We start from the raw sequence: 23,582 nt of genomic DNA, 5'->3' as shown, positions 1-23,582 counted from the left end.
GACATCTACATTCGCCCCTCGCCACGGATAGTAATTAGCTAGCCGGGGACGACGAGGGGAAACGATGAACGAAACGTTGGCGACGGCCATCTCCGATCACGGAGCGTTGGCCTTGGTGCTGGCCATCGCCGGGACGACGGCAGGGTTGGTACGCGCATACGTCTCGCACCGAACACGCCTGCACGAGGAGCGTGAGGCGTCGACACGAACCGCCGCCCGGGCCGCCTGGCTGACCAGGCTGGCGGAGGCCGACCACGACGTCGTGCGGATCGTGGAGCGCGACCGGGACGGGCATCGCGAGGTGGAGCTGGGCAGCCTCGACTCGGCGCGACGCGACGCGACCAGGGAGGCCGCGTGACCGGGGTGGAGGGCACCGCGGCCCTGACGCCGGAGCCGGTCGACGGTCAGGCGGCGCGCAGGGCGGAGGCCGCGCGCCTCAAGGCCGAGCACGACAGGGAGTTCGCCACTTTCGCCGAGGGCAGCTACCACACTGTGGAGGGGATTCTCCGCGCGGCGTGCTGGAACCGCGAGGTGGTTCAGGACGCGCTCAACGAGGCGTACCTGCACGGGCGCGTCCAGTGGCCCAAGATCCGCGCCTACGCCGAGCCGATCGGCTGGGTGATCATCACGGCCCGCAACAAGATCCGCAAGGAGCTGCAACGACGCCAGCGCGAAGCTGCCGTGGCGCCGGAGGACCTGCCGCCGGCACCCCACACGGATATCGCCGACGTGTGGGAAGCGCAGGAGATGCTGCGAAGCTGGCTGCACCGCCTGCCGTCGCGGCAGGCCGAGGTGTTCCAGATGTCTCGCAAGGGGTTCTCCAACCAGGACATCGCACGCATCCTCGGACTGGCCGAGAACAGCGTCCGCTCCTACAAGCTCGCTGCCCGGAAACGCCTGCAGGAACTGGCCGAGGAGGCCGGCTACACGGCCTCGGAAGGCCGACGGCGCCAGGGAGGCAGCCGTGGACCTCGATGACATTCTGGCGTTGGCCGAGACCAGCCAACCCAGTCCGCTGGAACTCGCCCGTGCCCGCCGCGTGGCGCGGGCCGCGCAGGGCCAGTACGACCTGGCCGTCGCCGACGGATACGACATCATCGTCGATTCCGACCTTGTCGATCCGCTGACCTCGGCTGTCGACGAGGCGACCAGAGTCGCTCGTGCCGCGCAGCTCGCACAGCTCGGCACGATCACCTGGACGATCGGCGATTCCGGGCGTCTCTCCTGGTCGGACGAGATGGCGATGATATTCGGGCACGCGCCGGGGACCCTGCGCCTCACCCCTGGAACACTTGCCCGCCTCGTTCATACCGCGGACGTGGACCGAGTTCGCGAGGTCGTGCGAACGGCATGGCAACGCCGCCACCCCGACGAGGTCACCTTCAGGGTGATCCAGCCGAGCGGCGCCGTGCGGCACGTGCACTGCCACATCGAAATCCTCACCACCGACGGCGCACCGTCGGGCATCATCGCTACCGGCGCGGACGCCACAGCGCTCGAACTCGCCCGGCAGGAACGTCGCCGGCTCGCCACCCGTACCGACATGCTGTGTGCCGACCTGGGCGCGCTGGACATCGTCAGCGGACTGCCGACCCGCAGCTACCTGACCGACGAGGTCGACCGCGCCCGCCGCACCACTGGCGGGGCACTCATCGTCGTGGCAACCGAACCCGCCACCCGGCTACCCGACGCGCTCACCGACGAGAACTACGACCAACTGACGGCAGATGTCGCACGGCTCCTGCGAACCATCGTGGGCGACGAGGCGACCTGTGGCCTGGTCGGCTCCGGCCTCTGGGGCGTACTCCTCCCTCCGACCGCAGAGCACGCCGAGCCTCCCGAGACCCTGGCGGCCCGGCTCGTCGACACCTTCCGACGCCACCTGTTCAGCGTTCAGCACAGGACAGTGCGGCTGAACACGTGGGCGGGCCTCGTGCTCTTCGGAAGCGACATCGCGGCGACCGGGTTCGACCTGCTCATCGACGGCGAACACGCGGCGCGCGACGCACGCCGCAACGGCTTCCCGACCCGCGTCCTGACCGAACCCGCGGCGACCGACGACCGGACAGACAAGTGCCGTTCGCAGGTACGGCAGGCAGTGTCCACCAACAGGTTCGCCCTCTATGCCCAGCCCATCGTCGACCTGCGACTCAACGAGGTCACCCGCCACGAGATCCTGCTGCGAGTCCGCAGCGACACGGGCGAGTCCGTGGCACCGTGGGCCTTCCTCGACATGGCCGAGCGCGTCGGCGAGATCCTCACCGTGGACAAGTGGGTCATCGACCATGCCCTCGAACTGATCGGCCGAGGGGCGCAGACCTCCCACTATCAGGTCAACATCTCCGGCAAGTCCCTCGCCGACCCGGGCCTGCTCACCTACGTGACCGAGGCGATCCGCCGACACGGGGTGAAGCCGGAATGCCTGACCTTCGAGATCACCGAAACCGCCCTCATCGAGAACCGGAACGAAGCCCTCGCCTTCGCAACGGGGATCAGAGAGATCGGCTGCCACCTCGCCCTTGACGACTTCGGTACGGGCTACAACGCGCTCGCTGACCTGAAGTACCTCCCGGTGGACCTGGTGAAGATCGACGGGGTGTTCATCGTCGATCTTTGCCGGTCGCCGGCCGACCAGGCCGTCGTCTCGATGCTGGTGAAACTGTGCCAGACGCTCGGCATCCGCGTTGCTGCCGAATACGTCCAGGACGAGGAGACGCTGGACTTTCTGAAGAGCTGTGGGGTCGACTTCGCCCAGGGCTACAAGACCGGACGACCCGAACCGCTCGACATAAGCCCCGAGAAGGCGGTGCGGACGATCGAATTCGAACTGCGGCTCCCGCCGCAGCACAGCGCCATGGGCTGACCAACGGACCGCCTACGCCCCCTGGCGGATCGGATGACGCTTCCTCGCTACGTCGTCTCGGCTCAGGGGCGGCATGCGTTCGTCTTGATCGTGTGGACGAACGCGTCCCAGGCGGCCGGCGTGAAGCTCAACAGCCCAGCTTCGGGAGCCTTGGAGTCGCGGACGTCGACTCCAGCGCCTCGATCACGCACCTCCACGCACTGGCCATTGTTGCCAGAACGGCTCGACGTGCGCCAGGCGTTACGTTGCATGCTTGATCAGCTCCCTGATGAACGTGACCGACTCGGCGGGCGACCGCGCCAACGTCTTCAGATTGTCGTACGCCGCCGACAGCCGCGCCAGGTCACGACTCGACTCCAGGAACAGCTCGCCAGCCAGGGTTTCGATGTAGCCCAGTGGCGGCTCGTCCTGCTCGAAGCTGAGCAGGGCGAAACCGCTGCTAATGGCGAGGTGAGCACCGGCTTCGAAGCGCAGCACCTGGATCGTCACGTTCGGCAGCCGACTCTGCGCGACCAGGTGGTCGAGCTGCTGACGCAGAACGTCCGCGCCGCCGACCTCGGTGCGCAGCGACGCCTCGGAGAGGATGGCGTGCATCCGCAGCGGGTTGGGCTGCCGGCGCAACACCTCCTGCCGGGTCATCCGGGCGGCGACTCGCTGGTCGATGGTGTCCGGGTCGGTCTCGCGCCCGATCACGTTGACCTCGCGGGCGTAGCTCTCGGTCTGCAACAGACCGGGCACGAGCATCGGCTCGAAGTTCTTGAGTTCCACCGCCTCGATCTCGTACGCGATATAGGTGGCGTACTTACCGCCGAGGCGCTGCCACCAGCCGTCCTCGCGCAGCGCCCGCGCCTGATCGAGCAGCGAGGTGCCCGGTTCCTCGTCGATCCTGACGCCGTACGCCACCAGCAACTCCATCACGTCGCCGGCACGCGGTCTGATCTCACCCGACTCGATCCGGCTGATCCGCGACGGCGAGCAGTCGACGATCTCTGCCGTCGCCTCACCGGTCAGTCCCTTTGCCTCGCGCAGCTTGCGTAGCTCTCGACCGAGTCTGCGGGAGCGCGGTGTCGCTGGCGTAAATCGAGGCATGTCGTGATTCTGCACTCCAGCTCGCTTTCGCTTTGCCGTGAAGCACATGCTCGGCGTGTCGATCATGCGCACCTTCTTGCCTTGCATCACATGATGCGCGAATCTGACACGTGTCGACTACGAAGCGTCACCACAGCGCGAGCAGCCGGCGAACCGCCGCAGGCGCGACACCTCTCGGCCCGACCTGGCCAGAAAGCGAGCGTGCACATGGCTTCCGAAGCCCTGTCGATCGTGTTCGGCGGCCTGGTGCCGGGCTTCCTGGCCGGGCTCCTCGCCTTCCGGGTCAAGTCCCGCTGGTGCCCCCGCTGCGGCGAGTCCACCGACGCTATGCAGCCATCGGCGGAGCGCGAATGATGACCGGGCCCGGCCGACGCCACGGCAACGAGCCGCCCATCGGGCGACGGATGGCCGAGCTGCGGGCACGCCGCGGCATGAGCCAGCAGGTCTTCGCCGACCGGATCCGCAAGTCGAAGAGTTGGGTGGACAAGGTCGAGCGTGGCGTCCGTACCCTCGATCGGCTCTCGGTGATCGAGACGGTCGCCGGGGCTCTCGGTGTCAGCCCCGACGTCCTGCTTGCCGGCACTGCGCCGCGCGAGCCGGCCCCCGACACCGGCGGCGACGTGGATCGGGTCCGTGCGGCCCTCGCTCGCTACGACATGCCCGGCTCCGGCAACGACGACCGACCGACGCCGTCGTTGGCCAAGCTCGACAACCAGGTGGAGTACGCGTGGACGGCGTACCGCCACGGTCATCATCCGCAGTTGCTACGGCTGCTGCCAGATCTGCTCGTCGACAGCCGCCGGGTCTGTCACCCGCAGCCGCAGGAGGCGGCGGACCTGTTGGTACGGGTGTACCGGCTCGCCGCTCAGGTGTTGGTCAAGCTCGGCGAGGCTGACCTTGCCTGGCTGGCCGCCGATCGGGCGATGGGGGCCGCCCGCAGCGACCCCTGGCGTGGCGCCCTGGCGGCGGTCTCTCTCGCGCAGGCACTGCGGACCCTGCGGCGAGGCCCGTTGGCGACGACCGCCGCCGTTGACGCCGTACACCAGTTGGACCTGACCCCGTCCCACCTCAGTCGACCGGGCGGATCGGGCGTGACGGGGACCCTGTTGATCGAAGCGGCGCTAGCCGCCGCCGTCAGCGGAGACGCCACCGCCGCAGGCGAACTCATCGAGCGCGCGGCTCGCCTCGCCGACGACACCAACTGCTACGACGCTGACGGCATCGCGTTCGGACCCATCCCGGTCGACCTCGCCCGTGCCCTTATCGCGATGTGGTCCGGCGACCACCAACTGGCCGTCACCAGGCACCGAAACGCCACCAGCGGTAACGCCTGGCACCTGCTCCCCGCCGAACATCGGGCAGCCCACCTGATCGACATCGCCCACGCTCACCTCGACCTTGGAGATGCAGGCGCTGCCGGCCGTGCCCTGGTCACCGCCGATCGCATCGCACCTGCGGAGACACGGGTCCGCCCCGCCGCCCGGGAAGCGCTGATCTCCGTGCTCCGTGCCGGACCTGGCCATCACCCGTCACGAATGGGCAGGCCATCAACTCCGCCGCCGCGACGTAGGCCGCGTCGTATGCCGTGACATTGCTCCGCAACTGCCACATCCGGTCAAGCAGCATGGCAACGCCAACCTCATCGATGACCAACGAAGGAAGGGTGTCGATCGCCTCCTGAGCCCGAGGGAGGCCGAGCTTCCCCCGAGGACCTTGCCTCTGATCACGGACATCACCTCGACCAGAAGACGGCTCGGCGCGGCCCAGTGCGGATCTCCGGTCAGTTCCGCCCGCGCCGCGTCGCCAACCGGCCCGTCGTCAACCATGGCATCGGCCAGAACCGCCGCGTCCACGACGATCACGCAGCGCTTCCCCACGGTCCGCGCTGCTCCCGCTGGTCATTCAGCTCGGCGGCGCTCTCCCCCGGCAGGGAGCGAGCACCGTCCGATCGGCCGGCGAAGCGATCAAGGACCGTCCCCGGCCTTCACCCGGCCCTTCCCCAATGACGGCCGCCCAGAGTACGGATACATCCGCTCGATCCGAGTGCTGTCCCTGGTGCCGAACACCGACGCACCGACGCACCGACGCACCGACCACCCTGCTCACCGCGCCGCGCCAGGTTGTCTCCATCGACGTCGCCGACGATGTGATCCGGGCCGGCCGAACGCACGAGGCGGATCCACCGCGCGGGGTGGGAGGCCGATTCTGGGCCTGGACCGTTTTGATCGTGGTGGCCCTCGGCGGGGTGGTGGTGTACCGCTGCCGGCAACCGATCGCCCTGTGGTGGGACGACCGACGCGTCCGGCGGGCGCGACGCGACCTGGTGAGGGCAGGCCGGCGGCGTGGCTGAGGAACGGCAAGACGGCCGAGCGGGCCGATTTCATGTCACCGAGGCTTCCGCAGTGCTGTCGTCCCATTCGCCGCCGGCCGCGCTTCAGTCGTTCGCGGAGATCGCCTCGTAGTAGACCTACGCTGTGGCCGCTTGGAGTTGCACTGCAGGTAGCCGTCGTTGAAATTCTGCATCGCCTGCCAGCGCCGCTGCTCGATGTCGCTGAGGCCATCCATCTCCCCATCCGCGCCGATCGGGCAGGTGACCATGGCGTTGACATGGACGCCGACCACACCGACCGGATCTTGCTTGCCCAACTCGGGGGCCACCCATGAGCCCGTGTCATAGCCCTGGACGCCGTACCGGTCGTACCCGAGTCGGGACATCAGCTGTACGAGCAGCCCAGCCATCCTGGCGGGATCCATGCCCGGCCCGGCCAGGGGCATGGAGAAACCGAAACCCGGCAACGACGGTACGACGAGGTGGAACGCGTCAGCCGGGTCGCCACCGTGCCCGTGCGGGTCGGACAGCGGCCCGATGACGTCGAGGAAGTCGACGATGCCGCCCGGCCAGCCATGCAGCAACAGCAACGGCATCGCGTCCGGCTCGGGAGAGGGCACATGCAGGTAGTGGATGTTCTGCCCGTCGATCGTGGCGAGGTACTGCGGGTGCGCGTTGAGCGCCGCCTCGTGCACCCGCCAGTCGTACCCGGTGCGCCAGTACTCGGCCAGATCCTTCAGTGACACCGCTGTTCACCCTCGTGGCAGCACCAGTGTTGGCCTGCATCGTCGCACTTCTGGGAAACCTTGGGGACCACAACGGCACGCCGGCGCTGTGCGAGAAGGCCGTGGCTGACAACATGTGCGAGGAGACCAGCCTCGGGGTGATCGGCACGCATGGGGCGATCTCGGGCGCCATGTGGTTGCTGCTCTGGATCATCCCGGGGTGGCGAGGTCTTCGCACCGTACGCGTTCTGCTCGCCGTCGCCGCGACCGTCGTTCTGATACTCCTGCCGGTGCGGATGTTCGACTGGTCCATCCGGTACATCTGAAAACCTGCGTCGCGTTCCGCAGAGCTGCTGGTGCCTCTCGTACCGCGCGGATCGCGGGGTTCGAGTCCGGTCGGCCTGTTGATCAAGTCGCGGGGCCGCCCGAGCACCAAGTCTGTCGGCTTGATTCGGAACAGGTCTGTCGTACCCGCTTCCATCTCCCACGCGGCGGCCAGTCTGACCGTGACCGAGGGCGCCAACCTGAAGGCGATCCGGCGGACGCTCGGGCGTCGCCTGGTGAGCCGTGCGCCCCGGTGATCCGTTTTTCAGTTGCGGGAGCGGGCCCGCCGCCCGGTTGACCGGGCGGCGGTAGTCCGCAGGTAGATGGCCGAGTTGGGCGATCGGCGCTGCGTCAGGTCTGGGTGGTTCCATCCCGGCGCGGGCCGGTGTGAGTAGTCGTCGAGCGGAAACCTGATGCCGGGGTCGGTCACGAGGAGCAACGACATCGCCGCGCCTGGGCGGCCCGAGCGCGGGTCGAACTGTCTCCACCCCAACCTACGTCTCCTGGACCAACCCGATCGAGGCCCATTCAGACCGCTGTGCACGTTCGTCAACGCCGGGTTCAACCGCTTCAGCCACCCCGACGTCCTGACCGCGCAACGCCGCGAACGCGCCCGGATCCGCTCCGAACGCCAGCACGGGTGGGGTCAGACCGCCCGCAAGGGCAGCGGCCTGACCAACACCCGCCTACGTTTCTGCACCAGACGCACCAACAGCCGGTCGACGCCGGGCTCGTCGTGGCCCCCTGTCCGATCAACCCGGGACGCCTACCGGGGGTTTCGCAATCGACAAGCGACATCTAGTCCACGTCAAGCACCAGCAGGAGCCAGACAGAGTCGACATTGATGAACCCGGCGACGCCGACCGATCACGCTAAGTTCATAAGACCGTCAGCGGGACCCCTGGACTGCTGGCGATCCCGTAGGATCAACAGCCTCGGTTCGTACGCCACGAGGTGAGTTCGTCGCTGTCGAAAACATTGATGTTGTCATCCTCGGAGCGTGCGTTCATATTGACGCAGGACCCCTTCCCGTCGGCATTGTAGTACCACGCACTCTTAGTGCTGGTCCTGTTCTCCCAGGAGTCCATTCTGTCGTTGTCGCCCGCGTTGACGTTTCGGATTCCCTGCCCAGGATCCCGAGCGACGTCAAGCAGTGCCGAGTAGCCGTTGTCGTCGTAGATGCAGACCTTGTTCGAGGCACACAGGTCCGGGTTGCCCGCAGTAGCCAAGCTGGGTGTCACACTGATTACTGCAGCCACCGTCAGTGCCGCGAGCGCTGATGCTTGCTTCAACCGCATACGTCTACTCCCCATGATCATTGAACGGACCGTCGGACCGTATCAAGAAAAGATAATGAGGGCAAGCCTCTATCTGAGCGCCACGAGCGGGCGATTTTCATTGACGGACAACATTGTCGCGACGGATATGGTAAGGGACACCCGATCAGTAAATCTTCTACCTTGCGGACGACGGCACAGTGTGGCTACGCTCCCTTCACCTAGTTCCCAAACGAGGAGTGAACATGGGCAAAGGCAATGCGCTTGCGGCTGCGGCAACCCTGGGAATAGTTGCACTATTCGTGGTTCCTGGAGTTGCGGCGGCCGGGAACCCCGGTGTATGCAAGTCCAACAAGATGTGCATCTACAACGACAACGACTTCTCTGGGCTCATCGACATCCCCCGGGACCCGGGAGGGGGCATTCGCACGGTGTCCTCGAAGGACAACGACAAGATGGACTCTTGGGAGAACCGAACCAGCTCGCGCGGGTCGTGGTACTACGACGCGAACGGCGGCGGCGACTGCGTCCGCATGACCGAGAACAGCGAGGACAACAACATCAATGTCTTCGACAGCGACGAGCTGACCTCGTGGCGCACTGACCGCGGCTGCAGCTAGGCCAGTTCTCGCTACGACGCCACTACCGCCGCGAAGTGGCCAACCTGATTGAATGGGAGACTTCATGAAGAAGCCCGCAGCACTCACAATCGCCGCGCTGACCCTCATTGGCGCCGCCGTACTAGTGCCGCATCAGGCAAGGTTTGCCTCGTTCCTGTCAGACTGCTGGGGTGATCGTCAGACTTGCGGGAGAGCAAGACTTCCATGGCTTCCTTGGCCTGGCGGCCCAGGTGGAGTGCTGGTTCGGCCCGATGGTCGAGGACCTTGGCTTCCATGACGCTGTGCGCAAGCACGTTCGTCGGTCCACGGCGATCGTCGCTGTTTCCTCGGGGCCGGATCTCCTGGGTGGGCTGTTGTTCGCGGCGAAGGCCCCGACCTACCACGTCCACTGGCTTGTCGTATCTGCGCAGTCACGGGGGAAAGGCGTCGGTCGTGCGCTGATGGCGGAGGCGATGCGCAGGTATGTGCGTGGCCCAGGCGCCGTTGAGGTGGTCACCTTTGGAGCCGATCACCCGGGTGCCTCCGTCAGCGGTGCACGTGTCTTTTACGAGCGCCTTGGTTTCGCACCCGCCGAGGCTGTCGATCCGGGTCCGGAAGGCGGTTCCCGGCAGGTCTTTCGCCTGGCCGTCACCTGATTCAGGCGACGTTGGCCCGGGCGACGACGTTGTGCAGGCGCTCGTCGGCGGTGTGCTTGTTCCGCCAGATGATGTAACGGCGGATCATGCTGCCCTGGGCCTTGTGGCTGGGGTGGTCGGTGCCGTCGAGGGTGAAGTAGCGCAGGGCGGTGAACTGGGCCTCGATGCGGTTCAGCCACGAGGAGTTGGTCGGGGTGTAGGCGATCTCGACGTTGTTGGCTTCGGCCCAGTCCGCCACCCGGCGGCATCGCTTTGTGGTCAGGTGCGGGGAGTAGTTGTCGCACACAATGGCGATGCGGACCGTGGCCGGGTAGAGGGTGCGCAGGTAGCGGCAGAACTCCAGGAACTTCGACCGGTTCTTGGTCTCTTTGATGTGGCCGTAGAGCTTGTCTTTGCCCAGGTCGTAGGCGGCGAACAGGTGACGGACCCCGTGCGGGCGGGTGTAGGTCGCCCGCCGTCGAGGCCGTGGCTCCCGGTCGGGGTCCTTGTCCTTGCCGCCGCGTTCGGCCCACTGCCGGCCGGGGTGCGGCTGGAGATTCAGCGGCCCGAACTCGTCCAGGCAGAACACCGCCTCCGGCTCGCCGTCCTCGGGTATGACCTCGCCGTCGGCGATCGCGTATAGGTGCTCCACCCGCGCCTTCTTGGCCGCGTAATCCGGATCGCGGGAGGTCTTCCAGGTCTTCATGCGTTGAAAGGAGACGCCTTCCTCGCGGAGCAGGATGCGCAGGCCCTCGTGGCTGATGTCGTCGACCACCCCCTCGGCTACCAGGAAGTCCGCCAGTTTGGTAAGGCTCCAGGTCGAAAACGGCAGGCCGTGCTCGACCGGCCTGGACTTGGCAATCTTCTTGATCTCACGCCGTTCGGGCAGGGTGAACGTCTTCGGCCGTCCACCCCTGTACTTCGGGTAGAGGGACTCGAAGCCGTCGGTGTTGAAGTTGTGGATCACGTCTCGGACCCGGTCCGCGCTGGTGAACGTGACCTCGGCGACCTTGGCCACCGGCATGCCCTGCGCGGACAGCAGCACCATCTGGGCCCGCCGCCAGGTCACCACCGACCCCGTACCGCGGCGAACGATCCGCAGCAGGCGTCTTCCCTCGTCATCGTCGATCTCTCGGACGCGTACTCGTTCGGCCACCCGCATAGCCTGACGGCCACCCGTCGCCCAGGACAGGACCCGAGCGGCGCGTCTCCGACAGGGTGAACGTTGCCTGATGCGGCACTAGGGACGTCTGGCGCTGCTGTCGCAGGTAATCCGAACCTCTGCGCCGACTACAACGCGTGCATCTACGCCAGCGACAACTTCATCGGACTGATCGACATTCCTCGGGCGAAGGGCGGGGGCTTGAGGAATGTCAAGAGCGCCGACAACGACAAGATGGACTCCTGGGAAAACAGGACCGTCAACCATGCCGCATGGTATCATGACGCCAATGGCGGTGGTGATTGTGTTCTAATGCACTATCGCTACGAAGATGACGACATCAACGTCTTCGACAGCGACGAACTGACGTCTTGGAGAACCGACCGAGGGTGCTAGAAATGACGAATGATCCTGGTTTGCCCTTGCTGGAAATCAGCGGAGTAAGTCGATGCTTCTCCTCGCCCGCTGAAACCATCTGGGCCGTTCGAGACGCGAACCTTAGGGCATTCCCGGGTGAGTTCGTCTGCATTTTCGGTACGAGCGGTTCGGGTAAGTCAACCTTACTCAACACCATCGCGGGGCTTGACATACCGGACAGGGGCCGGGTCCTCGTCGAGTCGACCGATCTTGCTCGACTCGACGAGGACCAACGCGCGCAGATGCGACTGTCGACCATTGGTGTGGTATTTCAGGATTACAACCTGGTCGAAGAGTTCACTGCTGCCGAGAATGTCGCGCTGCCGCTTGAGGTTCGCGGCATGGCTTCGACAGAGGCTCGTCGACTAGCTGACGAACAACTGGAGAGGGTCGGCCTGGGAGGTTTAGGGAACCGCCTCGCAGTCCAGTTTTCCGGCGGCCAGCGTCAACGGATCGGAATAGCCCGTGCCCTTATTGGTGACCGGCGCATCCTCGTCGCAGACGAGCCAACCGGAGCGCTGGATTCGCAGAACTCGCGCGCATTGTTCAAATTGTTGAGAGAGTTGTGCGACCAGGGGACACTCGTTATTGTCTGTTCGCATGACACGATGACTCAGGAGTTTGCGGACACGGTATACGAAATGGTCGACGGGCAGCTCCTGCGCCGAGAATCATCGATGCGAGAGAATGGCGTAGCATGCAGCCAAGTTTGATTCTCATCCTCGCCAAGAGGTTCGCCAGAAGCCGGTCGCTCGCGCGCTCCGCGATCATCACGTTCATAACCGCCGCAGCCCTGGTGAGCATGTTCATCGCGATGAAAGCTCTCACCCTGTCTGGCGAGCAGGTTGTCGAACGCGACTTGGGCCGATATGCCCACCAGCTCGATCTGAGCAACTTTACCAGCCTCAAACCGGGAGAGGACAAATTCCCTGAGGCAGTACTGCAGGAGATGCAGCGCGGCGGGGCTGAGGACGCCCTACTGTCACTGACGTCATTCGATGTCCGGCCGGACCTGGTCGACCCGCCACTCGTGCTCTACGTCGAGGCGCCCTGGCAGGCGAAACCTTTCCCGGCACGCTACGCGCTGAAGCAGGGACGCTGGCCGGAGCGTGCTGGCGAGATCGTCCTGACCAAGTCACTGCAAGATGCGGTCGGGCAGGCTGGGACGATGTCAGTCTTCTCCGGTAACGAGCGGTTCCAGGTTGTCGGCGTCGCCACCGACAAGTTCGACTCCTTCCCGCGGATTCTTGCTGCGACGGGCACCTGGCGGAGCATGACAGAAAAGACCAGGTCGAACTTTTCTACCGTGTCCGCCACCGCTTCGGTCTACTGGAACGGTAGTGCCGAATCCGGAATGGAAGCGGCTCAAGCGGTACTGGCGAGCAATGGGCTGATCGAGAAAGCCTCGTCCGCAGAACCAGACGCACAGCTTGCCGGCGCTCTCCGTTCCAGGGTCGTGGAATTGGCCCAGACGCGTCGTTCATGGGTCGAGCGCATACCTCTCGCTTACAAGGTCCCCTCACTCGCACTGCCGTTCCTGGCCGTAGCCATGGTCTTCGGTGTGAGCAGCCGCCGTTCGAGAAAGACGTTCGGCGTCCTGACCTCGATCGGGATGAGACGCTCGTCGGCCGCCCTGGGTGTCGCGCTCGGCACGCTCGCTTGGATCATGGCCTCCACACTGGTTGGCGCCGTTGTCGGGATCTTCCTCGGCATGGCCGTCCGGCCGCTGGTTGATCTCGTCCTCGCCGGCCCTATCTCCCCCTTCCCCAGCGTCCTCGATCCGGTTGCCCGGGTGCTGGTAGTGACAGGGGTGTCCAGCGCGCTCGTTGTCGCTGCGCTCGTTGTGGGCACCCGACAACCGTCTACTGCGCGTCCGTCCACTATGGCGACCAACCGAATGAAGGCCGGAACAGCAGCAGATGACTCGGATGCGCCTCGGCCTAGTGGACGATTCGGCGAGCGCGCCGCCCGGGTGACCCAGGGGCGACGAGTGGCGATTCTGCTCGTCGGCTTTGCGGTACTCGCGCAGGTCGCCACGCTGGACACGGTGCCGAAGACGATGATCCTCGCCGGGACCTTCGGACTGATGCTGCTCCTGTGCGCGCCGGAGTTCGTCAAAGCCTTTATCGAGAGGATGCCGGTCCGCGGTCCTCGGTCACGCCTCGGCAAACGACAGCTCATGCACGACAAGGACCGGGCTGTCGTCGGAGTCGCGGTACTCGCGGCAGCGCTGGGCGCACCCCTGGGGATGCTCACACTGCTGGCTACGTTGATCGCGACAGCCCAAGCAGACCGGATCCCGGAGGTGGCACCGGGCCAGGTGGTTCTCTCGAGTCCTGCGGGCGAGTTCCACGCGCCCTCGGCGGAGGTCGTCGATGCCGTGACGAGTCGTGTCAGCTTCGATGCACCGCCGGTCCGGACCGGCTACCTCTGGTCGGACGAGGTGAAAGCCACCGTCGAGGGCGCGGGCCTGGGTACGGTCCTTGTGGTTGAGAGCGCAGGCGACGCAGCTCGCCTGAACAACCATCCGCTGACGAGCTCTCAGGTCAACGTCCTGCAGGAAGGCGGGATGTTGGTTTGGGACGGTGAGGAGCGGGGGCAGCGAAAGTTGCTGCTGCACGAAGGAGAGTCCGAGGACGTCACCTCCACCACCAAGCCGCTACCTACCGTCCGAACCAATTTCCAGACGCCGTGGGACGTCTCGACGGGCGGCCTGATCCTCACCGCTACGGCGAGAGAGCTTGGCCTGAACGTCCAGAACGCTGCTGTGGTCTTCACAGGTGCGTCCGCCCAGCAGTCAGCGGCTGCTGAACGTGCTGTCATCGAAGCTGGCCTCGATCCTTACCAAGTCGGGATCTACGAGGCACCACAGGCGGTGAAGGTGCCGACCGCCTTCTACACCTCAGCGGTCGGGCTGACGCTAATCGTCCTGATCACCACGATCGTTGTCGCTCGCACCCAGGTGGATATCCTCAAGAGCTACCTGGGGCGTTTGATCGCGGTCGGGCTGTCCACGCGTTGGGTTCGTCAGGTGCTCGGCCTGCAGACTTTGGCCTTGATTGCAGCGAGTTCCATCCTCGCCGCACTCGTTGCCATCCCACCGGTCCTGATTGCCGTCCTCCGCATGCCCGACTTCGCCCTGTCCATCCCTTGGCACTGGTTGGGAGCCGTTCTGCTTTCCTTCTATGGAGCGACGGCAGTCGCTACCTATTTGTCCAGTCGTAGGCTCAGGGCTACCGACAGACTGTCGGTCTGATCCTCAGCCCTGACCAATCGATCATCGTGCGTGCGACGTCAGCGTTGTCGGTTCGTCCGGATAATGCCCCGCCCGAAACGGATGGCCAACCAGCAGCGGAAACAGCTCTCAACACCTCTCACCATTCCTCCGCGGTCCCCGGCCGCGTGCGGACCAGATGCGGACCGCAGGCGCCAGGCCCCTCGTGGGAGCATCGTTCGTCCTCACCTCCTTTCAGATCGCCAATGCCCTTTTCCCCTCGGTCGATTACGCCCAGGAACGCCTGCGGGCCCTGATGCAGAAATTGGGGGTAGTGGACCGGTTCCGGCCGCAGAAGCCCGACGGCGGCTCCTACCCCTACCACTACGTGCTGGCGCAACTCGGCATCGAGGTCGTCGCCGCGCAGCGCGGCGACGACCTGCCGCGCAGGGACCAGGCCCGGCGAAAGCGTTGGCACCTGACGAGGCGGGCGAACCTGCCGCATCTGCTCGGGTCAACGGCTTCTTCACCGCCCTGGCCGGTCACGCCCGCACCCATCCCGGCAGCGAGCTAACGCGCTGGTGGCCGGCTGGACGTTGCCAGCAGACGGGGGCCTTCGCCGAGCCCGACGACGACGTCGCGGCCCGCGCTTATACGCCGCGGTCGCGGCCGGATGGGCACGGCATCTGGGTCGAAGGCGACCGCAGGCTGCCGTTCTTCCTGAGTACGACCTCGGCACCGAACGGCCACTTTCCCGACTGGTCGACAAGATCGACGGCTACCGGGAACTCGCGCACGCCACCGGCCGGATCTGGCCGGTCTTGTTCTGGCTGCACTCCCCGGAACGGGAGCGGCACCTACATCAGGAACTCGCCGCCACCGGGACCATCTACCCGGAGGCTACCGCGTGCACGCCGAGGTCACCGGCGTCACCCCGGCCGAGGCGATGTGGTTGCTGCACCGCTACCACGGGGCGTCGATGCGTTTGGCCAACCTCCCGTCGGCCGAGCCACCCCAACCCCGCACGGAGGAACCACCCTCATGTCAGGCAAGCCCACCCCCACCAGCGCACCGAAGTGACGCGGCCGAACGCCATCGACCGTTACCACACCGCGTTCGAGAATAGCACCATGGACGACGCCACCGCCGGCCCACGCATCCGCGAACTCCGCCAACGGCTGGCTCAACTCCAAGCCCGGCACACCGAACTCGATGCCGGCCTGACGTCGCAGCCCGCGCCCCCGTCGCCCGCATCCGCGACCACCTCAGCACCATCATGACCAGCGGCAGCACCACCGAACGCAAAGCCGCCATCGAGACCGTCATCGCCGAAGTCCAACTCACCGACCAGGGAGTCGTACCTGTGTTCAAGATCCCCACCGACACGGCAATGCCCCCGCCCGAAACGGACGGGGGCCATCTCAGGAGTACCACCGGTTCGCACAATGGTGCGGTCGGTGGGGCGGGCGGGACTCGAACCCGCGACCGAGGGATTATGAGTCCCCTGCTCTAACCGGCTGAGCTACCGCCCCTCACACCGCGCCGGATCTTATCCCGACCGGTGGATCACGGGCCAGCAGCGTTCCGGCCCCACCTCATCACCGCCGTCGTCGCATCAGCAGCACGATGGGCAACGCGAGGATAACAGTGAGCACCCACCCGACCACGATGACGCCCCAGAACCACGTGTCGTCCTCCGAGCCTTCCTCGGCGACGAACATGCCGATGGTGAGTAGCAGGAAGACGCCGCCCATGAGCAGGGTGCCGAGCCCGCTGAGCACCATCACCGGAACCTCCCACCAGGAACGCCTGGCGGGTTCGGGCTGGCGCTCGATGGGCTTGGGCTGTGGGATCTGGTCGGCGCTGCGGGCCGGCATGGTGACGTGCCGGTCGGCCGGCACGCCGGCGTCGATGGCCTGGATCGTCCCCGGGGGCAGGCCGAGCATGGTCGGCTCGATGTGCAGCACGATGGCGTCCGCGCCGATGAGTTGGCGCGCGCCGTCGGGCCAGGCGAGCATGGCGGCGCAGTCGGCGTAACGGACGGTCAGGGGCCCGTCCGTCTGCAGGTACGTGACACCGTCGACGCCGAGGCGGATGCCACCGGCGCCTTCCCGGGCGCGGTACGTGGGGCCGTCGACGGTGTCGGCGGAGTGGGTGGGTGCGGCGGTGAAGCCGGCCCAGTCGGCGGTGTGACCGCCGGGCACCATGAGCAGCGCCGAGGCCATCACCTCGCCGGCCACGTCGTGCAGGTCGGCGATGCTGACGGCCTTCAGCTCGGCCCGGTATTCGTCAAGGGTGAGGTTCGGCTGCCCGGTCAGCAGGTTGAGGGCGTACCCGGGTAGTCGTGCGGCGTCCACCTCGGTGGTGGCGAGGAGATCTTCCCTCTTGGCGATGGTGGCGTCGAGGTCCGCCTGTTCGATCCGGCCGACCCGCATCTTGGCGAGTACGTCGATGAAGCCGCCGAGCACGGCGTCCTGCTTCTCCGCCAGCGCGTCGGCGAGTGCCCGCAGTGTGGCGTACCCGTCGCCGCGCGGCTCGTACCCGGTGGTGGTGGTGTAGGACAGGCCGGCGTCCTGGCGCAGCGACCGGTACAGCTCGCGTTCCAGTACGCCGGCGAAGGTGCTGGCGGCGGTGGTGCGGCGTACCACCGAGTCGAGCACCACGGCGCGGGCGCCGCTGACGAAGTACGCGGGGGTGGTCGGCAGTGCCGACGACGCCACCGGCACCGGCTGCCGGACCCCGCTCGGCAGGGCGAGCCGTAGACCGGTGGGCACCCGGTCACCGGCGATCCAGAGCACGGCGTTCTCCCGGGTGAACCAGCGGGCCACCCATTGCCGCAGGTCGTCTGCGGTGAACGCGCTCAGGCCCCATTCCGGATAGCTGCTCAGGCCGAAGTCGCGGGCACCGTAGCGCCACAGCGGGATGTCGTCGACGGCGGCGGAGCCTCGGCTGCTCCACTCGGTGCGCAGGATCTCCTTCTCGACGTCGAGCCGCGCGACCGGCAGGTCGGAGAGGTGCCCGCAGACGGTGGTGAGGAACGCCGCGATGTCCGCCTCGGAGCCCTGGGTGTGAAACGTGGTGAACGCCGGGGCTGTCGCGCCGTTGACGTGGTAGTCGGCCAGGCCGAGCGGGGCGAGCGCGAGGTGCTCGATGAGGTGGGTGATGCCGGAGCGGGCGAGCGTCTCGTCGGCGGTGCCGACCCGGAAGGTCAGCCCGGCGTGCATCGGCCCGCCGGTGGGAGCGAGCAGCGTGGGCACCCCGTCCACGTCCAGATGCTGGATCATGAACGACCACCCTTCGCGTACGCCTTGGCGCGGTACTTGGTGAAGCCCTCGGCTTCGTCGACATAGGCCCAGGGGTATTCGCTGCCCAGGTTGCCGAGGACCGTGAACTGGCTGGCGGCGGCGGACCACTGCTCGGTCAGGCTGAACATCAGCGCGAACGTCGAGCGGACCCAGACCCAGTCAGCCTTGTCGACGTAGTCGGGGTGCAGCACCGACCGTTGGCCGCATCGCATGATCTCGTCCACGACGGGGGTGCTGCGCAGGTACTCCGTGCGCTCCCGTTCGGTGTCGAATTCCAGCCAGCGTTCCAGGTGCGCCTCGGCGACGATCGCGGCGTTGGGTGCCCCGTCGGGCGCGGCCTGGGCGCATTCGCGGGCGAAGCCGAAGGCCCGGTCCCAGTCGCCGCTCCACTTCGGGCAGAGCTGTTGGAGCAGGCTGGCCTGCGCGGGCAGGTGGTGGGGGTGGTGCCGCGCGAGTCTGTCGTAGCGGCGACGCGTCTCGTTCTGGCCGAGTTGCAGGCCCCGGGCGAGGGTGATCCGCTGTGTCCAGGCCGCCGCGTCGTCCTCGTGCCGGGCGGTGACATCGATCAACACCTGCTCAGCTCGCCGCAGGTGGTCGTGGAACTTGTCGAACTGGCTGCGGCTGACGTGCTGAGCCCGGGCGGCACTGCGAATCCGCCAACCGGTGCGGATGAGGCAGTTGCCGAGCAGCGTACCGGCGAGGGCGTCGGTGGGGTCGTTGTCGTACACCCGCCGTAGGAACGGCTCGGTCCCTTCCTGGTCCCCGGCGGCGGAGACCAGCAGCGTCCGGTGGGCGGGGTCGCGGTCGGCGAACAGCGCGCGGACGGCGGGCCAGTCGGCGGCGTCGAGCGCCTTGCGTAGGTCGTTGACCTCGGGGTACGCGGCACCAGCATCGAAGGTGGGGGCTGGCAGAGGGGCGGGCATGGCGGGGATCATAGGTGATCAACAAGGCCCGCGTGGCCCCCGTTTCGAGCCGAGCTCAGCCCGCGCGCAACTCCTCCAACACCGCTCCGGCGGCACGCCAGCCGCTGGCGAGAGCGCCCTGGATGGACGGGCTGTCCCGGTGGTCACCGGCCACGAACAGCCCCTCTCCCATCGACACGGGTTTGCGCAGCCGCCCCTGCGGTGGTGGCGCGGCGGGTAGCGCCTGCGGCACGGCGACCGTGGTGAGGTGTGTCCAGTCGGCGGTGGACTGACCGTACAGCCGGGTCAACTCGGCCCGGATGGTCGGCTCGGGTGGGGCGGTCGGGCCGACCACGGAGGTGGCGATCAGGTGCCGCCCGGCCGGCGCGTAGGTCGGTGCGGCGTTGCTGAGCACCACAGTGTTCGCCACGATCTCGCGCCGGTCGCCGTCGACGAGCAGGATCGGTTCGGTGAGCGGCGGCTCGGGAGCGCTGTGGTAGTAGGTGGTGTAGCTGTGCATGCGTACCGTCGTCACTGCCGGAAGCAGCGCGGGCGCGGCGGGTGGGTCGACGGCGACCACGACGGCCCGGCAGCGGATGTCGCCGGCCTGGGTGCGGACCCGGCCGGGGGCGACCTCGGCGACCGGGGTGTCCAGGTCGAGCAGGTCGGCGGGGAGCGGGGCGGCGATGGCCCGGGGCAGCGCGGCCATCCCCTCGGCGGGCAGGCCGATGCGGCCGCGGGCGAAGGAGCGCACCACCATCGCGAGTACGTGACTGGATGTGGCCAACTCCCGGTCGATGAACACACCGGACAGGAAGGGTCGCAGCAGCTCCTCGATGATCGCGTCGGAGAGGCCCGCCCGCCGTAGTGCCGTCTCGGCGCTGGTCTCCGGTGCGGCGAGGAGCCGGGCCGCGGGCAGTGCGGCGCAGCCGGCGGCGAGCGCGGCGAAACGCAGCCGGTCGCGCAGCGAGCCGACGCCGGCGAGCGCGGTACCCGGGGCGCCGGTCGGTTCGCGCAGCGGGTTGACCAGCCGCAACAGGTCGTCGCCCTTGCGGACCAGCACGCCGGAGGTGAAGTACCGGAGGTCGAGGCGGTCGGTGTCGAGCAGTGTGCCGAGCCGTGGGTACGCGGTGTTGAGCACCTGGAAGCCCCGGTCGATGAGGTAGCCGTCGACCACGTCGGTGGCGACCCGGCCGCCGAGCCGACCGCTAGCCTCCAGCAACCGCCAGGGCACCCCGGCGCGGTGCAGCCGGCGGGCGGCGGCGAGCCCGGCCAGGCCTCCGCCGACGACGACCACGTCGGTCTCAGCCAGCATCGCGTGCCTCCCGCTCACCGTTCGCCCGGGACAACCGGCCCGGCCACCAGATCTTCGGCCCGATGTCGTACGCCAGTGCGGGCACCAGCAACGACCGGACGACGATGGTGTCGATCAGTACCCCGATCGCGACCGCCGTACCCAACTCGACCAACACCACGAGCGGCAGGACGGCGAGGGCGGAGAACGTCGCGGCGAGCACGATGCCGGCGGAGGTGATCACCCCGCCGGTGACGGCGAGGCCGGCGAGCACACCGGCGCGGGTGCCCCGCCGGACCGACTCCTCGCGGACCCGGCTCATCAGGAAGATGTTGTAGTCGATCCCCAGGGCGACCAGGAACACGAACGCGAACAGCGGGAACGACGAGTCCACGCCGGGGAAGTCGAAGACGTGGCGGAACAGCAGCGCGCACAGGCCGAGGGTCGCGGCGAAGCTGAGCAGGACGGTGGCGATCAGCAGCACCGGGGCGAGCAGCGCCCGCAGCAGCAGGGCCAGGATCACCGCGATGACCACCAACACCACCGGGATGATGACGTTCTGGTCGCGCTTCGCGGCGTCCGAGGTGTCCACGTTGATCGCGGTGAAGCCACCGACCACGGCGTCCGACCCCGGCACCTGGTGTACGGCGACGCGCAGCTCGCGGATGGTCCGCTCGGCACCGTCGCTGTCAGGTGGATCGGTGAGGGTGGCCTCCAGTTGCACCCGCCCGTCGACGACCTTCGGTGCGGCGTTCGGATTCGGCGGGCCGGTCTGCGGGCCGGCGGAGAGAGGGCGGACGTCGGCGACGCCGCGTACGCCCTGCGCCACCTGGGCGACCTGCCGAGCGGTCTGTTCGGTGGTGAAGATGGTGGCCGGGCTGCCCGTGCCGGCCGGGTAGTGCCGGGAGATCACCTCCTGGCCGTCGACCGAGTCGACGCGTTGGGTGAACAGGTCGGACTGGCCGAGTGTGGTCGCGCCGAGCTGGGTGAGACCGAGCGTGAGGAGGGCCAGCACCACAGCGGTGCTCAGCCAGATCGGTCGGGCGTGCCGGGCCACGAAGCCGGCGATGCGACTCCAGATGCCGTGCTCCAGGCGCGGGTCGACCTGGTCCTCGCGGGGCCGCCGGGGCCAGAACGCCCACCGGCCGCCGAGCACCAGCAGCGCGGGCAGGAAGGTGAGCATCACCAGCAGGGTGGCGGCGATGCCGATGGCGGCGACCGGGCCGAGCGCCCGGTTGGAGTTGAGGCTGGACAGCAGCAGGCAGAGCAGGCTGACGATGACGGTGCCGCCGGACGCGATGATGGCCGGCGCGGCACCCTTCCAGGCGGCGCGCATGGCGGCCCAGGGGCGGTCGTGGCGGTGCAACTCCTCCCGATAGCGGGCGATGAGCAGCAACGCGTAGTCGGTGCCGGCACCGAAGACCAGCACGGTGAGGATGCCCTGGGCCTGCCCGTTGAGCTTGAGCACGTCCGCGTCGGCCAGCAGGTAGACGAAGACCGAGGCCAGGGCGTACGACATCCCGGCGGCCAGCAGCGGAAAGATCCAGAGCACCGGGCTGCGGTAGACGACCAACAGGATGATCAGCACCACGACCAGGGTGACCAGCAGCAGTGGCCCGTCGATGGCGGAGAACACCTCGATCAGGTCGGCGAGCAGGCCGGCCGGGCCGGAGACGTCCACGGTCAGGCCGTCCCGGTCCCCGCCGGTGATGTCGCGCAACTGTTCGACGACGGTGCCGATCTCATCCCCCTCGGCGTCGTCCACGGGTACGACGACCTGGAGGGCCTGGCCGTCCTCGCTGGGGATGGGTGGTGGCAGCGGCGTGACCACGCCGGGCACCTGGGCGAACCGGGCCGCGTCGGCGCTCACCCGCTGCCGGTCCGCGTCGGTGATCCCGGAGGGGCGCTCGTAGACGACCAGAGCCGGGATGGTCGCCCGGTCGACGAACTGGCCGGCGAGGTCCTGCGCCCGGGTCGCCTCGGCGTCGGTGGGCAGGAAGGCGGCGTTGTCGTTGGTGGCGACCTCGCTGAGGCGTCCGGCGTACGGGCCGGCCACACCACCGATCACCAGCCAGGCCAGCACAACCGCCACCGCGACCAGTGTGGCCCTGCCACCTCGTCCGGACATGCGTACTCACCCCAAGGATCGGCGCGTCGATCGACGCAGCGGAAGCCTGGGTCGACATCGACCATCCTGCCGGTCGGGTGACCGCAAAGCGGCCCAAAACTCACATTCCGCCCCGCGCCCCGCGCCCCGCGCCCCGCGCCCCGCGCCCCGCGCCAAGATCGTGCTCGAACCAGGAAGTAGGGGCCTCACCATCACGCCGACACCACTACAACAACGAACGAGCACGATCTTGGGCCAGGACCCCCGCTGCGGTGCTCCGCACCGGACAGCCCGGCCCAAGATCCACACAATATCGGGGAAAGTGCTGGCTTACCGCGCGTTGAGGCCACAACATCCCCGAAGTTGCTGCCACGAACGCCGGCCCCCGCGAACACGGGTTGCCGGGTCGGCGGGCGGGCTGCCGGGTCGGGCGGCCCTGGGGGGTAGGGCCGGGGGCGCACGAGAACGCCCGCCGGCATCAGGCCGACGGGCGTTGGGTGGAGAAGCTCCCCCGATTGGACTCGAACCAATAACCTGCCGGTTAACAGCCGGCTGCTCTGCCAATTGAGCTACAGGGGATCGTGCACCGCCTGGAATCGGATCTCGCCGACGCCCTGCGACGGGACAAGAGTACAGGACTTTCCCCGGTGGCGGTCCAGTGGGTTCCACCCCGACAACTGATGATCAAGACGCGCAGCTCAGGATCCCTGACGCATCGACAAACAGGGTAAATCGCCATCCCGGCCCAGACATGCTTGAGCGGGGAGCAGGATGGGTAGTTAGCTGCGGACAGAGGACGCAGGCGCGAACAGGTCGCCTTCCGACGGGGCAACTCGCCGGAGGCGACGGCGCGTCAGGTACGGAAGGAGCCGCCATGCGCGGAAAGATCATGTTTCTTGGCGGGCTGGCTGCGGGATTCGTCCTGGGCGCCCGTGCCGGCCGGGAGAAGTACGAAGAGCTCGTGGTTCGGGGCCGCAAGGTGCTCGACCACCCGACCGTCCAGGAGGCGGCCGGGGTCGCGCAGGCCCAGGCGACCAAGCTCTACAGCGAGGGCAAGGACAAGCTCGGCCAGACCAAGCTGGGCGAGAAGCTGGGTAACGGCAACGGCAGCACCGGCAAGCAGGAGCTGACCGCCGCCGACGACGCGTTCGCCGGTACGCCCGCCACGGTGGGTGCCAAGGCGGGCACCAGCACTGTCGGCACGACCTCCGGGTCGCCGTCGTCCACTAACCCCCGCACCAAGCCGTCCGGCTCGGGCACGAACGCCAGCACGCTCTGACCCACCGCACCTCGACGGGCCGGTCGCCGCAGGGCGACCGGCCCGTGGTCTGTCCGAGGTG

21 protein-coding genes, 2 tRNA genes and 3 pseudogenes are annotated in these 23,582 nt (G+C 67.5%); 14 read left to right on the top strand and 12 right to left on the bottom strand.

What is annotated here, in order from left to right; translation table 11 throughout:
* The first annotated feature begins 64 nt into the window (after positions 1-64).
* From FHU34_RS08715 to FHU34_RS08705, 3 genes are read left to right on the top strand one after another with little or no spacing between them, the layout of a single operon-like run.
* Positions 65-358, top strand: a complete 294-nt coding sequence (locus FHU34_RS08715) for a hypothetical protein (protein ID WP_145779492.1) — start codon at positions 65-67, stop codon at positions 356-358.
* The gene (locus tag FHU34_RS08710) at positions 355-978 is read left to right on the top strand and encodes an RNA polymerase sigma factor (RefSeq protein WP_145779491.1); all 624 of its coding nucleotides are present in this window, start codon (positions 355-357) and stop codon (positions 976-978) included. The genes FHU34_RS08715 and FHU34_RS08710 overlap by 4 nt, the downstream gene beginning before the upstream one ends.
* Positions 965-2,863, top strand: coding sequence for an EAL domain-containing protein (locus tag FHU34_RS08705; RefSeq protein WP_145779490.1), 1,899 nt, complete (start codon positions 965-967; stop codon positions 2,861-2,863). Before FHU34_RS08710 ends, FHU34_RS08705 begins: the two co-directional genes overlap by 14 nt.
* A gap of 62 nt (positions 2,864-2,925) precedes the next feature.
* Here the strand turns inward: FHU34_RS08705 and FHU34_RS08700 are convergent, their stop codons facing one another.
* Positions 2,926-3,114: a DUF397 domain-containing protein gene (locus tag FHU34_RS08700; RefSeq protein ID WP_145779489.1), complete on the bottom strand. Its 189-nt coding sequence runs from the start codon at positions 3,112-3,114 to the stop codon at positions 2,926-2,928.
* A complete protein-coding gene (locus FHU34_RS08695) occupies positions 3,104-3,952 on the bottom strand; it encodes a helix-turn-helix domain-containing protein (RefSeq protein ID WP_167524778.1) in 849 nt (282 codons plus the stop codon). Before FHU34_RS08695 ends, FHU34_RS08700 begins: the two co-directional genes overlap by 11 nt.
* A gap of 207 nt (positions 3,953-4,159) precedes the next feature.
* On the opposite strand from FHU34_RS08695, the gene FHU34_RS32885 reads away from it, so the two are divergent.
* Together FHU34_RS32885 and FHU34_RS08690 are read left to right on the top strand one after the other, a co-directional pair.
* Complete coding sequence (locus FHU34_RS32885) at positions 4,160-4,306, top strand: hypothetical protein (RefSeq protein ID WP_167524777.1); 147 nt, start codon at positions 4,160-4,162, stop codon at positions 4,304-4,306.
* A complete protein-coding gene (locus FHU34_RS08690; RefSeq protein WP_167524776.1) occupies positions 4,306-5,541 on the top strand; it encodes a helix-turn-helix domain-containing protein in 1,236 nt (411 codons plus the stop codon). Before FHU34_RS32885 ends, FHU34_RS08690 begins: the two co-directional genes overlap by 1 nt.
* On the opposite strand, the pseudogene FHU34_RS33580 reads toward FHU34_RS08690, so the two are convergent.
* Both FHU34_RS33580 and FHU34_RS08680 read right to left on the bottom strand, forming a co-directional pair.
* Positions 5,465-5,829 (bottom strand): annotated as a pseudogene (locus FHU34_RS33580) (type II toxin-antitoxin system VapC family toxin); the annotation flags it as partial. The gene FHU34_RS08690 and the pseudogene FHU34_RS33580 overlap by 77 nt on opposite strands.
* Before the next feature lie 508 nt (positions 5,830-6,337).
* Positions 6,338-7,027: an epoxide hydrolase family protein gene (locus FHU34_RS08680; RefSeq protein ID WP_208744946.1), complete on the bottom strand. Its 690-nt coding sequence runs from the start codon at positions 7,025-7,027 to the stop codon at positions 6,338-6,340.
* On the opposite strand from FHU34_RS08680, the gene FHU34_RS08675 reads away from it, so the two are divergent.
* Entirely contained in the window at positions 7,021-7,332 is a 312-nt protein-coding gene (locus FHU34_RS08675) for a hypothetical protein (RefSeq protein ID WP_167524775.1), read from the top strand. The genes FHU34_RS08680 and FHU34_RS08675 overlap by 7 nt on opposite strands.
* A gap of 446 nt (positions 7,333-7,778) precedes the next feature.
* Positions 7,779-7,998, top strand: a pseudogene (locus FHU34_RS33575) (IS630 family transposase); the annotation flags it as partial.
* 258 nt (positions 7,999-8,256) lie between these two features.
* On the opposite strand, the gene FHU34_RS08665 reads toward FHU34_RS33575, so the two are convergent.
* Positions 8,257-8,628 carry a peptidase inhibitor family I36 protein gene (locus FHU34_RS08665; protein WP_145779485.1) on the bottom strand — a complete coding sequence of 124 codons (372 nt, stop codon included), beginning with the start codon at positions 8,626-8,628 and terminating at the stop codon, positions 8,257-8,259.
* A 224-nt stretch (positions 8,629-8,852) separates the two neighbouring features.
* Between FHU34_RS08665 and FHU34_RS08660 the strand changes: the two genes are divergently transcribed.
* Together FHU34_RS08660 and FHU34_RS08655 are read left to right on the top strand one after the other, a co-directional pair.
* Positions 8,853-9,227, top strand: a complete 375-nt coding sequence (locus tag FHU34_RS08660) for a peptidase inhibitor family I36 protein (protein ID WP_145779484.1) — start codon at positions 8,853-8,855, stop codon at positions 9,225-9,227.
* A 170-nt stretch (positions 9,228-9,397) separates the two neighbouring features.
* The gene (locus FHU34_RS08655) at positions 9,398-9,862 is read left to right on the top strand and encodes a GNAT family N-acetyltransferase (RefSeq protein ID WP_167524772.1); all 465 of its coding nucleotides are present in this window, start codon (positions 9,398-9,400) and stop codon (positions 9,860-9,862) included.
* A gap of 1 nt (position 9,863) precedes the next feature.
* Here the strand turns inward: FHU34_RS08655 and FHU34_RS08650 are convergent, their stop codons facing one another.
* Entirely contained in the window at positions 9,864-10,997 is a 1,134-nt protein-coding gene (locus tag FHU34_RS08650) for an IS630 family transposase (RefSeq protein ID WP_341874427.1), read from the bottom strand.
* Between the two features lie 69 nt (positions 10,998-11,066).
* Between FHU34_RS08650 and FHU34_RS08645 the strand changes: the two genes are divergently transcribed.
* The 4 genes and pseudogenes from FHU34_RS08645 to FHU34_RS08630 all read left to right on the top strand — a co-directional run bounded on the left by FHU34_RS08645 (position 11,067) and on the right by FHU34_RS08630 (position 15,714).
* Positions 11,067-11,399, top strand: coding sequence for a peptidase inhibitor family I36 protein (locus tag FHU34_RS08645; protein WP_145779483.1), 333 nt, complete (start codon positions 11,067-11,069; stop codon positions 11,397-11,399).
* Positions 11,400-11,401: 2 nt separating this feature from the next.
* A complete protein-coding gene (locus tag FHU34_RS08640; protein ID WP_145779482.1) occupies positions 11,402-12,133 on the top strand; it encodes an ABC transporter ATP-binding protein in 732 nt (243 codons plus the stop codon).
* Complete coding sequence (locus tag FHU34_RS08635) at positions 12,118-14,676, top strand: FtsX-like permease family protein (protein ID WP_145779481.1); 2,559 nt, start codon at positions 12,118-12,120, stop codon at positions 14,674-14,676. Before FHU34_RS08640 ends, FHU34_RS08635 begins: the two co-directional genes overlap by 16 nt.
* 157 nt (positions 14,677-14,833) lie before the next feature.
* Positions 14,834-15,714 (top strand): annotated as a pseudogene (locus tag FHU34_RS08630) (replication-relaxation family protein).
* Between the two features lie 378 nt (positions 15,715-16,092).
* Here the strand turns inward: FHU34_RS08630 and FHU34_RS08620 are convergent.
* The 6 genes from FHU34_RS08620 to FHU34_RS08595 form a co-directional block, all read right to left on the bottom strand.
* Positions 16,093-16,166, bottom strand: a tRNA-Ile gene (locus FHU34_RS08620).
* Positions 16,167-16,232: 66 nt separating this feature from the next.
* On the bottom strand, positions 16,233-17,918 hold the full coding sequence (locus FHU34_RS08615; RefSeq protein WP_145779479.1) for a M16 family metallopeptidase: 1,686 nt from the start codon (positions 17,916-17,918) through the stop codon (positions 16,233-16,235).
* Positions 17,915-18,862, bottom strand: coding sequence for a hypothetical protein (locus FHU34_RS08610; RefSeq protein ID WP_145779478.1), 948 nt, complete (start codon positions 18,860-18,862; stop codon positions 17,915-17,917). The genes FHU34_RS08615 and FHU34_RS08610 overlap by 4 nt, the downstream gene beginning before the upstream one ends.
* A gap of 55 nt (positions 18,863-18,917) precedes the next feature.
* On the bottom strand, positions 18,918-20,156 hold the full coding sequence (locus FHU34_RS08605) for an NAD(P)/FAD-dependent oxidoreductase (protein ID WP_145779477.1): 1,239 nt from the start codon (positions 20,154-20,156) through the stop codon (positions 18,918-18,920).
* The gene (locus FHU34_RS08600; protein WP_145779476.1) at positions 20,146-22,263 is read right to left on the bottom strand and encodes an MMPL family transporter; all 2,118 of its coding nucleotides are present in this window, start codon (positions 22,261-22,263) and stop codon (positions 20,146-20,148) included. The genes FHU34_RS08605 and FHU34_RS08600 overlap by 11 nt, the downstream gene beginning before the upstream one ends.
* A gap of 485 nt (positions 22,264-22,748) precedes the next feature.
* Positions 22,749-22,821, bottom strand: a tRNA-Asn gene (locus tag FHU34_RS08595).
* Positions 22,822-23,116: 295 nt separating this feature from the next.
* Here FHU34_RS08595 and FHU34_RS08590 point away from each other — a divergent pair.
* Entirely contained in the window at positions 23,117-23,521 is a 405-nt protein-coding gene (locus FHU34_RS08590) for a hypothetical protein (protein ID WP_145779475.1), read from the top strand.
* The last annotated feature ends 61 nt before the right edge of the window (positions 23,522-23,582 follow it).

Source organism: Micromonospora taraxaci (assembly GCF_007830095.1).
GTDB classification, from domain to species: Bacteria; Actinomycetota; Actinomycetes; order Mycobacteriales; family Micromonosporaceae; genus Micromonospora; species Micromonospora taraxaci.
The sequence above is the reverse complement of the archived record's forward strand: the minus strand, read 5'-3'. Positions and strand labels throughout refer to the sequence as shown.